At 40.1% G+C, this 14140-nt stretch carries 11 protein-coding genes and 1 riboswitch; of the genes, 3 read left to right on the forward strand and 8 right to left on the reverse strand.

Annotated features, from left to right (window positions below; translation table 11 throughout):
• Positions 1-51: 51 nt before the first annotated feature.
• On the reverse strand, positions 52-918 hold the full coding sequence (gene murI, locus PSE69_RS17830) for a glutamate racemase (RefSeq protein ID WP_053110222.1): 867 nt from the start codon (positions 916-918) through the stop codon (positions 52-54).
• The gene (gene btuB / locus PSE69_RS17835) at positions 863-2752 is read right to left on the reverse strand and encodes a TonB-dependent vitamin B12 receptor BtuB (RefSeq protein WP_181710205.1); all 1890 of its coding nucleotides are present in this window, start codon (positions 2750-2752) and stop codon (positions 863-865) included. The genes murI and btuB overlap by 56 nt, the downstream gene beginning before the upstream one ends.
• A gap of 69 nt (positions 2753-2821) precedes the next feature.
• Positions 2822-3017, reverse strand: a riboswitch (cobalamin riboswitch).
• A gap of 121 nt (positions 3018-3138) precedes the next feature.
• Here btuB and trmA point away from each other — a divergent pair.
• A complete protein-coding gene (gene trmA / locus PSE69_RS17840) occupies positions 3139-4224 on the forward strand; it encodes a tRNA (uridine(54)-C5)-methyltransferase TrmA (protein WP_104873157.1) in 1086 nt (361 codons plus the stop codon).
• Positions 4225-4435: 211 nt separating this feature from the next.
• Here the strand turns inward: trmA and PSE69_RS17845 are convergent, their stop codons facing one another.
• Both PSE69_RS17845 and fabR read right to left on the reverse strand, forming a co-directional pair.
• Positions 4436-4825 (reverse strand): YijD family membrane protein, encoded by a 390-nt coding sequence (locus tag PSE69_RS17845; RefSeq protein ID WP_004924454.1) that lies wholly within the window; start codon positions 4823-4825, stop codon positions 4436-4438.
• 14 nt (positions 4826-4839) lie between these two features.
• Positions 4840-5496: an HTH-type transcriptional repressor FabR gene (gene fabR / locus PSE69_RS17850; RefSeq protein ID WP_272675303.1), complete on the reverse strand. Its 657-nt coding sequence runs from the start codon at positions 5494-5496 to the stop codon at positions 4840-4842.
• Between the two features lie 382 nt (positions 5497-5878).
• Between fabR and sthA the strand changes: the two genes are divergently transcribed.
• Complete coding sequence (sthA, locus tag PSE69_RS17855; protein ID WP_004924458.1) at positions 5879-7276, forward strand: Si-specific NAD(P)(+) transhydrogenase; 1398 nt, start codon at positions 5879-5881, stop codon at positions 7274-7276.
• Between the two features lie 59 nt (positions 7277-7335).
• On the opposite strand, the gene oxyR is transcribed toward sthA, so the two are convergent.
• The gene (gene oxyR / locus PSE69_RS17860) at positions 7336-8244 is read right to left on the reverse strand and encodes a DNA-binding transcriptional regulator OxyR (protein ID WP_014657264.1); all 909 of its coding nucleotides are present in this window, start codon (positions 8242-8244) and stop codon (positions 7336-7338) included.
• Between the two features lie 1538 nt (positions 8245-9782).
• On the opposite strand from oxyR, the gene PSE69_RS17865 reads away from it, so the two are divergent.
• Positions 9783-10115, forward strand: a complete 333-nt coding sequence (locus tag PSE69_RS17865) for a hypothetical protein (protein WP_004924557.1) — start codon at positions 9783-9785, stop codon at positions 10113-10115.
• Positions 10116-10605: 490 nt separating this feature from the next.
• Here the strand turns inward: PSE69_RS17865 and argH are convergent, their stop codons facing one another.
• From argH to argB, 3 genes are all read right to left on the reverse strand, one after another.
• Positions 10606-11982 (reverse strand): argininosuccinate lyase, encoded by a 1377-nt coding sequence (gene argH / locus PSE69_RS17870; RefSeq protein WP_060561564.1) that lies wholly within the window; start codon positions 11980-11982, stop codon positions 10606-10608.
• 78 nt (positions 11983-12060) lie between these two features.
• Positions 12061-13281 carry an argininosuccinate synthase gene (locus tag PSE69_RS17875; protein WP_004924564.1) on the reverse strand — a complete coding sequence of 407 codons (1221 nt, stop codon included), beginning with the start codon at positions 13279-13281 and terminating at the stop codon, positions 12061-12063.
• 78 nt (positions 13282-13359) lie between these two features.
• A complete protein-coding gene (argB, locus tag PSE69_RS17880) occupies positions 13360-14136 on the reverse strand; it encodes an acetylglutamate kinase (RefSeq protein ID WP_004924569.1) in 777 nt (258 codons plus the stop codon).
• Between the last annotated feature and the right edge of the window lie 4 nt (positions 14137-14140).

A 14140-nucleotide genomic window follows, 5' to 3' on the forward strand; every position in this document is an offset into this window, starting at 1 on the left:
CCCCTTTTTTACGTTTTTTTTTCGTTTGCTCAGATTACCATCAAATTTAGCTTAAATCACCAGTTTTTGTAGCCTATTGAACCCTTCGGCGGCTAATACAGGTTGTAATGCTAAAGCGGTATCATTCATTAAAAGGCAATATGCAAAGTCTTTTTCTTGACTATCAATCACTTCTTCTGCTTGATTATTAATCAGCCAAACCGCACGTCTCGCGATCGCCGCCCCTGAATCAACAAATCTTGTGCCATCTGGTAGCACTTGTTCGAGTTCTTCTATTAATAGAGGGAAATGCGTACAACCCAAGATCACCGTATCAGGAGGTTCAGGCATTCTTAACCATGGCTTCACTGCATTGGCAATTTCATCTAGCGGAATTTGTTCACCATGTAATTTTCTTTCCGCTAGTTGAACAAGGTCGGCAGAACCCAGCGAGAGCACTTTGCAATCTGTTGCAAACCGTTCAATTAGCTCTTTAGTATATTCGCGATTCACCGTTCCTTTGGTTGCAAGCAATCCAACAACACCATTTCGCGTTAATTTAGTCGCAGGTTTAATTGCTGGCACAACACCAACCACTGGGAAACGAAAATGGGCTCTAAGGTTCGGTAAGCTCACGGTACTGGCTGTATTACAGGCAATAATTGCTATCGTTAAAGGGTGTTTTTTCGCAATAGCATCAACGAGTTGATACACCCTATCGATAATAAATTCTTCACTCTTTTCGCCATAGGGGAAGGCTTCATTATCGAATGCATATATATAATGTGCGTTAGGGAGTAATTTTTTGACTTCCCGATATACAGATAGCCCCCCCACCCCTGAATCAAACACAAGGATGGTCGGGCGAATAGATAGGTTGTGATTAGAAGTTGTAGCTTCCTGTAAGGAAATATTCTCTTCCAGCGGTGCGATAACCATACGCGGTCTCATAGTCTTTATCGAACATATTAGCTATTTTACCACGAATTGTAAGCTGTGAAGTGATTGGATATGCCGCCGTGAGATCCCAAAGGCTAACCCCCCCTTGTTTTAGACGTTTTGATGGTGATTGGGAAAAGTCATTATCATAACGCGAACCTATATAGTGATAAGTTAGCCCCATATCTACCTCAGCAATATTCCAATCTAATTGGTATTTCACTTGTTGCTTAGCTCGGCGCTCCAATACTTTGTTCGTCTTTTTATTTCTGGGATCGACATATTGGTATGTTAATTGATGATGTAAAAAGCCAGTGCTAAATTCACCAACCCACTCGATACCTTTAATTTCTGCTTTTCCAATATTTTCATATGTATTGATAAAATTGCCATATTTATATTCAATCAGGTTATCAATATCATTATGATAAGCATTAATTTGCCAGAATAGCGGTCCCGTTATTCCTTCAACACCAATTTCCCACTGCTTACTTTCTTCTGGTTTTAAGTTCGGATTACCTTTTGTTGTTCCCCAATTTGATGAAGAATATGCGTACAGTTGACTTAGATTAGGTGCTTTATATGCTGTTGCGTATGATCCAACCAGTTTATACCCATCATAAAATTCCCAACTCAGCCCTGATTGCCATGATGTATGCCAATTAAATTCTGAATGATGATCCGTGCGAACGGCGGCTTCAGCTATAACAGAATCAACAAACGAGTATTGCCCCGTCAAATAGAGCCCCGTGTTATTCATGGTTTCTTTTTTAGTTATTAAAGCATAGCCATTAGGCTCTATGCTTTGACGCTGATAATCAATACCCGCACTAATATTACCTTTATCTAAACGATAATTGTTACCCCACTGAATATTATACTGCTTTGATTCATCTAGATTAGAAGAGCTAGCATACTGCCCTTGCCTTGGATCAAAATTGTAATCTTTAACGTAACTATAGCTTCCGGATAGTGAGGTTGAGTATTGGTTTTGATGATATTTAACCCCAGTTTCATATGTACGGCTATAAAGTTTACGGGTATCTACCCGCACACCTGAGTATTCAGAGGCATCATAACGAGTTCTATTATCATATCCATATGCTCTCGCATAAGCTGATATTTCAGATGATAACTGATGCTCCACACCTAGCCATAATGATTTATTAAGAAAACCATCTTTATCGTAGTCACGTGGACTAACGTCCTTAGGTGCTAGATCAAATCCTTTTGTATAGGTATAAGCTGCGGCAGCGGTTACTGTTGTATTTTCACCGATTTTCTGTTGAGTTGAGCCGTTATAATTCTGATAACCATAAGAACCAATACCCGCATTTAATGTGGTTCCTACATTATCTCGGCGAGTAATAATATTAACAACACCACCAATTGCATCCGAGCCATAAACAGCCGATCTTGCTCCACGAATATATTCGATTCGCTGAACTAAAGAGATAGGAATTTGGCTCATATCTGATGAGCCAGAAATACCCGCTTGGTTTAAACGAACACCATCAATTAATACCAATACATGGCGAGACTCTGAGCCTCTAATAAAGAGGGAGCTCTGCTGTCCTATACCACCATACTGCGCAATATCCACACCCGGTAGCCGCCTTAATACATCAATCACAGTATTAGACTGCCAATGATCAATGTCTTCACGCGTAACGACCGTCACAGGGGCCAGTATTGATGAAATGGGCTGCTCAAAGCGATTCGCTGACACCACCATTTCATCTGATTTATTGTTTGCGCTTGCTAAAGAAGAAATACCACACAACACTGCCATAGCAGCAACCGATAGCGGTAGTAACTTACTCTTATTCATTATAATAAATCCGGAATATCAATGAGATTAAAATTCCGCGAGGCCGAATATCAGATCCGCGCTAATATCCAACAAAGCGATTAAACTATGGCAGGTCTTCGGACTGAGAAGTCATACCCATCTGGGTAAAAGTTAACTATAGAGGCAACTTCCCATTAATTAATAACAGTGTTGTATCTCTTTTTTCCTTCATCACCGCTGCGCGTCAGTCTCGGACTTACACCGAGTTCCCTATTTACTCTTTACGACCATAGTCGCATTATCCTAAATGGATTGAAGGTATGTGTCTATGCGATGTGGAATCAAAAACTGGACATCTGCCCCACTTGCCCTACAATTTCGCCCCTGATGTTATTTTTTTACTGTTTTCTATGAATAGGGCCACACTAATGAATACTGAACACTATGAACTGCAACTTGCAGAAAAAGTAGAACGTCTGAAAACGATGATGGCCCCCTATACGGCAATGGAACCTGAGGTATTTACCTCACCAGAATCTCATTATCGTATGCGCGCAGAATTTCGAGTATGGCATGATGGTGATGACTTATTTCACATCATGTTTGATAAAGAGACTAAAGAGCGTGTGCGTATCGATCAATTTCCTGTAGCAAGCCAACTGATCAACAATATCATGGCTGAAATTTTGCCACTGATAAAAGAAAATGCGCTTTTACGCCATAAACTTTTCCAAATTGATTATCTCTCGACGCTGAGTAATAAATTAATTGTCTCTTTGCTTTACCATAAAAAACTCACTGAAGAGTGGATTGAAGCAGCCAAACAATTAAAAACAACGTTAATCAATAAAGGTTTTGATTTACAGCTTATCGGCCGCGCTTCAAAAACCAAAATCATGTTAGACAACGATTATGTTGATGAAATTTTGCCGGTGAATGGCAAAAATATGATTTATCGCCAAGTAGAAAATAGCTTTACTCAGCCAAACGCTCAAGTAAACATTAAAATGTTGGAATGGGCGATTGATGCCACTCAAGGGGCAACTGGCGATCTACTGGAGCTTTATTGTGGAAATGGCAACTTTTCACTGGCTTTAGCACAAAACTTTGAACGAGTCTTAGCCACTGAAATAGCCAAGCCATCGGTAGCAGCCGCGCAATATAATATTGCGGCAAACCAAATCGATAATGTACAAATTATTCGCATGTCAGCAGAAGACTTTACACAAGCAATGCGAGGAGTGCGTGAATTTAAAAGACTCGATGGCATTAACCTAGCAGATTACCAATGCAACACCATATTTGTTGACCCACCAAGAAGCGGGTTAGATGATAAAACCGTTCAGCTTGTGCAAGAATATGACAATATTCTCTATATTTCCTGTAATCCGGAAACCCTATGCGATAATTTGTCTGTCCTGAATGCGACCCATAAAATCAAAAAACTCGCTCTATTTGACCAATTCCCATATACCCATCATATGGAAAGTGGTGTGCTGCTGACACGCCGCTAAATCTTACTTGCCACCTGTTGTTTTTATTCATTAAGTCAGGTGGCAACCTTGCTATTTTTAATATACACCGTAGCTAACTGGCGATTATTTTATTGCGAGTGGAAGATGAAAATTTGGTTAAGAAATTATTCGTGTTTTGCTCCCATAAAATACACAAACGCCGCAATGTTGGCATAGCGGCGTTATTGGTTAGAGCGGTTTGGAAACGCGATTAAACTTCAGCTTCGTTTTCTTCTGCAAGCTCTTTTTGTTCTTGTTTACGCGCCTTCCAACTTGTGTACATCCACAACGCGAGCGCGACAATAATGATTGAAGGAATAAAGCTCGAACCTACGTCTGGATGTTGTACTCGTAAGATAGCTGCATAAGCAAATAGCCCTAAGAAAAAGTTACCTACAACAAACTTAGGTAGACCGATAGGCATCGCATGATGCAAATAACGTTGATGTAAACAATAAATTGCGACGATTAAACTAATAACAGGGAAAATAGAAAACTCTACTAAGGAGTTAAACAGAGCAGAGAAAGTTCCGTGAGTTGATAAGCCAATCACTAATGCTAATAGTAACGTGCTTTTCTCATTGCGATTGTGTTCCGTCATTGATTCTCCTTATATTATTTAGTGAGATCGGGGTCAGTTTGACTTTGTTTTTCTTGTTCACGGCGATACCAGTAATACGCACCTTTTGCGATCATGCGTAACTGAAGTACAAGCCGTTCTTCCAGATGCCGCCTTTTTTCTTCATCGATATCAAGCGCTTCTGCACCCGCGCTAAACACGATGGTCACCATAGACTCTGCTTGTAGCTCTGTAAAATAGCGTGGCATATGGCTTTCTTGTTCAAGGTAATCTGCTAATTCAGCAATAAAATGTTGGATTTCCCGTGCAACTGCAGCACGAAACTCAGCAGAAGTACCAGAGCGCTCTCGCAATAATAACCTAAAGGCATTGGGGTTATTACCGATAAATTCCATAAAAGTTGAGATTGACGTTCGGATCACACTACCGCCCTTCGCGATACGCTGCCTTGCTTGTCGCATAAGCTGGCGTAACATCAAACCACTTTCATCAACCATAGTCAGCCCTAACTCATCAACGTCTTTGAAATGACGATAAAATGAAGTGGGTGCAATACCTGCCTCACGCGCAACTTCGCGTAAGCTAAGGCTTGTAAAACTACGTTCTGCACTTAATTGGCTAAATGCGGCTTCAATGAGCGAACGACGAGTTTTTTCTTTCTGTTTTGCTCTAACGCCAATATGATTGCTCACGGTGATCCTGATTTCTATGTCATTAAACAGCCATTAATATACCAAAATATGAAAACTTGGGTGTGACCACCTCTCTAGCATACCTCAAATTTATTAGGCTGTTTGAGGGAAAAAGCGATTAAGTGTACAGATTACCGCTTTTCAGAATTTCACTAAATCATTTTTCAATAGGTGAAGGCTTTTTATTCGTAGAACCGTGCTTAATTTCCCGTCATTTGATTAGAGAACTCGCTAAGCAATAAAAAAGCTTTTTTGTGAATACGCTTCAAAATAAAAACATTAAATAAAGCCATTAATTAAAAGTACATGAGTAAAGCGGGTAAATAATCGGCGGATATGCTAACATCATGTTGTCATTTTGTTTTAGAGCAGGTCTTACCTCATGCAACACATCCATTTTGATGCAATTGTCATTGGTTCCGGGCCGGGTGGAGAAGGCGCCGCCATGGGACTGGTGAAGCAAGGAAAAAACGTCGCCGTCATAGAACGTTATGATAGTGTCGGCGGTGGCTGTACCCACTGGGGAACCATTCCCTCCAAAGCCCTCCGCCATGCAGTTAGCCGAATTATCGAATTTAACCAAAATCCACTCTACAGCGATAATTCTCGCTCCTTACGCTCCTCTTTCTCTGAAATCCTCAAGCATGCTGAAAGCGTGATCAGTCAACAAACGCGTATGCGCCAAGGTTTTTATGAGCGTAATGGCTGCCAAATGTTCTCTGGTGAAGCCACTTTTATTGATGAACGCCATGTGAGTGTTCGCTATTCCGACGGTAGTTGCGATGTTCTCAGTGCAGATAATATCGTAATTGCGACAGGGTCGCGTCCTTATTGCCCATCCGATGTCGATTTTAACCACTCTCGTATTTACAACAGTGATACCATCCTAAATCTAACCCATGAACCACGCCACGTGATTATTTATGGTGCAGGGGTGATTGGTTGTGAATATGCGTCTATCTTTCGCGGGTTAGGTGTCAAAGTTGATTTAATCAACACACGCGATCACTTACTTGCCTTTTTAGATCAAGAAATGTCAGATGCACTTTCTTATCACTTCTGGAATAGCGGTATCGTTATTCGTCATAATGAAGAGTATGAAAAAATTGAAGGTGTTCCTGATGGCGTGATTGTCCATCTTAAATCAGGCAAAAAAGTCAAAGCAGACTGTTTACTGTATGCGAATGGTCGCACGGGGAATACGGATAAGTTAGGTTTAGCGAATGTGGGTATTGAAGCAGATAACCGTGGCTTGATTAAAGTCGATAGCGCTTACCGCACTTCTAATGAACATATTTATGCTGTTGGTGATGTTATTGGCTATCCAAGCCTTGCATCTGCTGCCTATGACCAAGGTCGTATTGCCGCTCGAGCTATAGCAGAAGACTTAGGTAATGCACACTTAGTTGAAGATATTCCTACCGGCATCTATACCATCCCTGAAATTAGTTCTGTTGGTAAAACAGAGCAAGAATTGACAGCGATGAAGATCCCCTATGAAGTCGGACGTGCTCAATTTAAACATTTAGCACGCGCCCAAATTGCAGGTATGAACGTGGGCAGTCTGAAGATCTTATTCCACCGTGAAACATTGCAAATTTTAGGCATCCACTGTTTCGGGGAAAGAGCCGCTGAAATTATTCATATCGGTCAGGCTATTATGGAACAGAAAGGGGAAGGAAATACCATCGAGTATTTTGTGAATACGACCTTCAACTATCCTACGATGGCAGAAGCATTCCGCGTTGCCGCATTAAATGGCTTAAACCGCCTGTTTTAAGCTATTAAGTGATTGCCGAACCTAATACGGCAATCACTTCTCTAGCCACACCCTACTTATTAGCGCGCTTTATTACTGTAATAGCTACTCATCAAATTATAAATAGCCTCAGCAAGCTGTTCATAGCGACCACGTAACGGTGAGCCTGGGCGATAAACTAATACTACTGTACGTTTCGGCTCTGGATGAATACAGTTCAGATAGCAAATACCATCACGGCAGGATTCATGAGGCACGGCCAAATCAGGCAATAATGTAATTCCACTTCCTGCTGCCACCATATTTCTCAGCGTTTCTAGGCTTGTTGCTCGGAAATGTGTATCTTCTTTAGCCCCCGCTTGAAAACAAAAGCCCATCGCTTGGTCACGTAAGCAGTGGCCATCTTCCAACATTAATAATTTCTCGCCAGATAGCTCATTCATCTCGATAGTGTCACGCCCCTGCCATGAGTGACCTTCATAGATGGCGAGCTTCATTGGCTCTTCAAACAAGGGTACAACAATAAAAGGATCTGTTTCTTTCACTTGCGCCAAAATAGCACAATCTAATTTACCGCTATCCAACTGAGCCAACAGTTGCTGTGTCTGTTCTTCATGTAGGTAAATTTCAAGTTTAGGGAAGAGCTTGTGCAATTCAGGAATGATAAGGGGCAAAAGATAAGGCGCGATCGTTGGGATCAACCCTATATGTAAAGGGCCAGACATGCTTTCCCCCTGTAGAGCCGCCATTTCCTGTAAGACTTTAATTTCGCGTAAAATCGTCCTTGCTTGTTCAACAAGTAGCAATCCTTGTTGAGTAAATAAAACCTTGCGGCTAGTCCTTTCTAGTAACATAACCCCAAGTTCTTCTTCTAGCTTACGTATTTGGCCACTCAATGTTGGTTGACTCACATGACAAGAGTCTGCTGCACGACGAAAATGCTTATGCTCAGCTAATGCCACTAAATATTCCAGATCGCGAATGTTCATTTTGTCGCCCTTCTTAATATAAACTGCCAATCAGTATACCAGATATCTAATGCTTTTAACTATCAATTAGAATTGACATGTTCAATAATTCTTCATCATTTGCAACGTGACATTTTGTCTCGCTCACTCAATTTATATCAAAATGTAAATTTAAGTGACTAATTATGAATTAAAAAAATAGGGATAAAATAAATATAATTAATTGAAATAATTATTATTTTTTATATTTTGCATGAAATAAAATTTCACTCTAAATGCAAAAAATAGAAACAATTATTCATCATATAGCAACACATTATTTACATTATTGTTTTTGATTTAGTTACTCAGGCTACGCTCAAAAAAACACCACAGGTGATAAAATATCAAACTAAATTATTAAAAATAAATGAAATTTAACTCCACAAAAACATCATCAAAGTAATTATTTTCAATATTTTACGCCAATATTTTGCAACATATTATTAACCTAAAAGGACTTTAAATTTATCAAATAGAGCTATATTTATGTAAACAAGAAGGAGAAAAATAGAGACACAAAAGGAAAAGGAAGGTTGACGTTAATGGAATAGTGATTTTCTTGAATGCTGAACACCTGATGTGGGTATAGCTAAAGGAGAAACGCTATGAAAAGCATACAACGTACCTTGAGCCATCAACTAAACCCACTCACATTCATTTATCGAGTGAGTAGATTTCAAACGCCTTGCTCACGACAGAATTACTCGATAAACAACGCATTCATCGTTTTGGGCAACGATTATCTGCCCTAATGATATCTCTCTTAGTCACAAATAGAAAAGCAAACCAAGTTCGATGATTGATACTATCACTTTCATGATGAGATACACCGCTATGCTAAGAACATGACATCATGCAAAACAAGATAGTGTAAGTATGCAGGCCAACACCGACACATAAACCGTTTAATACAAAAAAGTAGGCCAATTTCATTTTAGTCAGTCAATTTTTATCGAATAGGTATAACGCTATCGTTATATAAAAAAGCTTCATCTAACAATTAAAAAATAAAACAATTAATCGCAATATGCGTATTTCAATCTGTCACCGTTTGATTACTGTGAAAACAGAATAAATCGTAGATAGCGTAATTTAATAATTCACTTACTCGATGAAATATTTAGATACATTATGTTTATTTTTATCATTGTTTTATTAATTTCCATTAAAAAATAAATAAAAAATCATTGCAATTTACTTTATATTTTTAATTAAAAAGACAACCAAAACCACCTCCACACCAACAGATAAAACCATCAAAAAGGAGACAAAAAGAAGCATATAAAGCCAAATACCTACAATGAGTCATTATACACAGAATTAAACTCTAATTAACTAAATTGGGAGGGAATGCGTACAATCAATATTATTAATCAATTTCAAATATATTTACTCACATTTGCTTTTTAAAATTAACACCCAAAGCAAACTTTAATCTATATAATTCGCTTCATCCAAACTTGTGGAAACAATATAAGCGAATTAAGTTACTTAAATATATATCGAGGACTAATACCATGATTAAGAATACAATCAAAACAGCGTTATCTTTTGCTCTGATCGCAACTGCTTTATTTACAACTAACGTTCAAGCAAAAACTAATAGCACAACAATTACATTTAAAGCAATGATTGTATATCCTCCTTGCAACTATTCTTTTAATAACAACAATGCTCAATTAAATTGTTATAATAGTGAAGAGAATAAAGTAAAAACATCAAGTTTTAATTATACAAAGCAATCACCATCTAGCGAATGGAAGAAAACTGAAGACAACCGCAGCATTTATCAATTTAATTGGACTAATAAAGAAAAAGGCTTAGCTATGGTTTCAGTTAAATACCTCTAATATAGTAAAAGGCAATCAAAAACAGTTAGTTATAAACCATAATTCAGCAATAGATTTTAAGTATGAAAGCGTTACGCTTAAATCTGAAAAGAGTCTTATTTGCTCATTAATGGTATTATTACTCGCCCTGCATTCAGCGTTGCTGATACAGGTTCAATAAAATAAGCATACATTAGAGTGACTGTTCTGACAGGCTCTATCCTGTACGAATGGCTCTTGAAATCGATAGTTAATATTTAATTGCTTAAATGACAAAGCAAATATGACCCAAGAAAGATGAGATCTTAAGGAACAATGAGATTCTAAAAATTGGGAAATAATTAACGATGGTCTAGGAGCTTATATTTATAACTGGATTGGCGAAAGGATACTGTTAGGCCTTTTAACAATTAACTATATTTAAGTATTAAACTTTTAATCGCATGTACGGGGTAGTTATCTACCCCGCCATTTTATCCCACTTTAAACACTATCTTGCAAATTCAATGAGTTAAATCCCTAAACGTGCTTTAGCCTCCGTAATTGCCTTAGCGACTTGTTCCTTTGAAACTCCGCCTTTTGCTAAACGCTTATCTAGACAAGATTGCAATGAGAGGATCTGATACACATCGAGTTGGATAGTATCACTGAATTTTTGCAAATCACTTAATGCCATCTCTTCCAATGCTTTCCCTTGGCTAATCGCAGTAACCACCGCCTCGCCGACAATATGGTGAGCTTCACGGAAAGGAACGCCTTTAGCAACAAGGTAATCCGCCAGCTCAGTAGCATTGGCATAACCTTGTTTTGCGGCTTCTTCACAACGATTTCGACGAATTTGAATACCATCAAGCACCAGAGCCGCCATATGGAGACAGTCTAACCAAGTATCAAGAGCGTCGAACAACCCTTCTTTGTCCTCTTGCATATCTTTATTGTAGGCTAGCGGTAATCCTTTTAAGGTCATCATCATTCCTGTTAATGCCCCTTGTACACGACCACACTTACCACGGATCAACTCAAGTGCATCAGGATTTTTCTTTTGTGGCATTAATGAAGAGCCTGAAGTGACTTTATCTGAAAGTTCAACAAACCCCGCTTCACCACTGTTAAAGAAAATAAGATCCTCTGCAAAACGGGATAAATGCACCATACCAATACTTGCATCGGATAATAATTCGAGAACATGATCCCTATCTGAAACTGTATCAAGGCTATTACGCGTTGCCGATGAGAAACCTAGCCACGATGCCAGTTGCTCACGGTCGATATCATAAGCAGTTCCCGCTAAAGCCCCACAACCTAGCGGACTAACATCTAAACGTTTTAATGTATCTTTTAGACGACTTTCATCACGCGCTAACATTTCACTATACGCTAAACACCAATGAGCAAAAGTCACTGGTTGTGCACGTTGCAAGTGGGTATAACCGGGCATGACCGCATCTTGGTTATTTTCCGCGGTGATCACTAACGCTTTTTGCAGTTCCACCACAGCTTCTAACAATAGCGCGACTTGATCTTTACACCATAATTTTAAATCGGTGGCAACTTGGTCGTTACGACTACGTCCAGTGTGCAGTTTTTTACCTAAATCACCTACTTTATCAATCAGTTTACCTTCAACCCAGCTATGAATATCCTCGGCATCGCTCTGTAAAATGCGCTCAGGATCATCTTGCACCTCTTTTAATAAGGCATTTAGCGCTTGCTCAAGAGATTGCTGCTCTGCCTCTGATAGCACCCCAACAGTGACCAACGCTTTTGACCATGCAACCGAACCAATAATGTCTTGCTGCGCTAAGCGATAATCGAAACGCAATGAATCATTAAATTGTTTAAACCGCTGATCGGCTTCTTGACTAAAACGTCCACCCCAAAGTGCCATAACTGATCCCTATCTGATTGATAAAATAAATGTGATACCCAACAGCAAATAGCTGTCGGGAAGTGTACATCAATAAAACTATTTCGCTTTGTTCTGCCCTTTTAGCGCACGAATACGCGACGAAAGAGAGTACAAACGGATAAAGCCACCAGCATGGCTGTGATCATAAACTTCATCTTCACCAAATGTTGCGAACTCTTCAGAATATAAGCTGTTATCTGCTTTTTTCTGGATAGCAGTTACTTGGCCTTTATACAATTTCAGAACCACTTCACCAGTAACGTCTTGCGCTAAAGATTCTGCTGCTGCTTGCAGTGAATGACGCAAAGGCGCAAACCAACGACCATCATAAACCACGTAGGACATTTCTAAGCCTAGTTGCTCACGCCATTTAAAGCTGTCGCGATCGAGAACGAGTTGCTCAATGCCACGTAAAGCAGCCATCATGATGGTGCCTCCTGGGGTTTCGTAACAGCCACGAGACTTCATACCAACTAAACGGTTTTCAACAATATCAATACGGCCGACGCCATGTTTAGCACCGAGGACGTTTAAAGCTTCAAGACATCCCAGCGGAGATAATGTTTGGCCGTTAACAGAAACCACTTCCCCTTGTTTCACACCGACAGTCACTAGCTCTGCTTCATCTGGTGCATCTTTCGGATCGACCGTCCAGACCCAGCAATCTTGGTTTGCCGCATTCCATGTGCTTTCTAATACGCCGCCTTCGGTAGAAATATGCCATGCGTTTTCATCACGACTATAAATTTTTTCTAAACTGGCTGTCGTTGGAATATGACGCTCTTTCAGGTAATCCAATAGGGCTTCACGCGAACGCAAATCCCACTCACGCCATGGCGCAACAACTTTTAGCTGTGGCGCAAGTGCGCTATAAGTGCTTTCAAAACGCACTTGGTCATTTCCTTTACCTGTTGCGCCATGCGCTACCGCGTCGGCACCAACTTTCAGAGCCAGTTCAACCTGTGCCTTAGCAATAATAGGACGTGCCATTGAAGTCCCTAACAGGTAGCTTCCCTCATAGAGCGCGCCAGTTTTCAATACTGGGTAGATATACTCTTTGACAAACTCTTCACGTAGATCGACCACATGGCATTCCGATGCACCTGATTGCAATGCTTTTTGCTCAACGCCAACGAGATCTTCTCTGTCTTGTCCTACATCGGCAACGAAAGCAACCACTTCGCAATCATCATAGTTTTCTTTTAACCATGGAATAATTGCCGATGTATCTAGACCACCTGAATATGCTAATACAATTTTTTTAATGCCCTTTTTCATAACTTACCTATCCCGATTCCGCTCAATTAAAAAGTTTTCATTCATTCTTGGTGGTCGCGCCAACCAAACGCATCCGCTTTAGGATGCTAAAATCCGTGTGCCAATAGCAGTACCGTTAAATAGAGCTGGTAGTTGCTCTGCATGACGCCAACTGGCGATATCGACAGGACGTTGCAATGTTTTGGCTGCCTCTAATGCGGCATTAACTTTTACGATCATGCCGTCCGTGATAATGCCTTGCTCAATTAACTTCTGTGCTTTTTCCGTTGTCATTTCATTAATTTTTTGACCCTTACCATCAAGGATGCCACTGACATCTGATAGCAATACGAGATCCGCATTTAACGCTTGTGCGATGGCTGTTGCGGCTTGGTCGGCATTAACATTCATCAATAACCCTTCTTCGGTCACGCCGATGGAACTAATGATTGGTAAATAGCCTGCACCGAGTAAAAGCTGTAATAATTTAGCGTCACCCGGCTTTGCATCGCCGACATGCCCAAGTTCGTCATTTAATTGAGTGACGACAGCACTTTGCCCATCCCCCAAAGATAACCCAACTGCTTGTAACTGATATTTCGTTGCCCACGCCAACAATGTTTTATTGGCGGTGCCAGCCAACGCGCCTGTGATAATGTCTATCTGATCAGCAGGCGTCACACGCAATCCTTGCTTTTTAACCACCGGTAGTTGCAGCTTTTGCATTAGCTCATCCACCAAGCAACCACCACCATGCACGATCACTAAAGGTCGTTGATGAGATTGACGATAGGTTTGTAATGCATTAAACAATCTTTCAAGCGCTTCTTCGCTATCGAGTAATACACCGCCCAATTTAATCACTAATGGTTGCATGGGG

This window comes from Providencia sp. PROV122, from assembly GCF_028482365.1.
Classification (GTDB): Bacteria; Pseudomonadota; Gammaproteobacteria; order Enterobacterales; family Enterobacteriaceae; genus Providencia; species Providencia stuartii.

Excerpts from the sequence above, each read along its gene's own strand:
- murI (WP_053110222.1), bottom strand. The coding sequence starts at position 918 with ATGGTTATCGCACCGCTGGAAGAGAATATTTCCTTACAGGAAGCTACA.
- trmA (WP_104873157.1), top strand. The coding sequence starts at position 3,139 with ATGAATACTGAACACTATGAACTGCAACTTGCAGAAAAAGTAGAACGT.
- PSE69_RS17845 (WP_004924454.1), bottom strand. The coding sequence starts at position 4,825 with ATGACGGAACACAATCGCAATGAGAAAAGCACGTTACTATTAGCATTA.
- sthA (WP_004924458.1), top strand. The coding sequence starts at position 5,879 with ATGCAACACATCCATTTTGATGCAATTGTCATTGGTTCCGGGCCGGGT.
- oxyR (WP_014657264.1), bottom strand. The coding sequence starts at position 8,244 with ATGAACATTCGCGATCTGGAATATTTAGTGGCATTAGCTGAGCATAAG.
- PSE69_RS17865 (WP_004924557.1), top strand. The coding sequence starts at position 9,783 with ATGATTAAGAATACAATCAAAACAGCGTTATCTTTTGCTCTGATCGCA.
- argH (WP_060561564.1), bottom strand. The coding sequence starts at position 11,982 with ATGGCACTTTGGGGTGGACGTTTTAGTCAAGAAGCCGATCAGCGGTTT.
- PSE69_RS17875 (WP_004924564.1), bottom strand. The coding sequence starts at position 13,281 with ATGAAAAAGGGCATTAAAAAAATTGTATTAGCATATTCAGGTGGTCTA.
- argB (WP_004924569.1), bottom strand. The coding sequence starts at position 14,136 with ATGCAACCATTAGTGATTAAATTGGGCGGTGTATTACTCGATAGCGAA.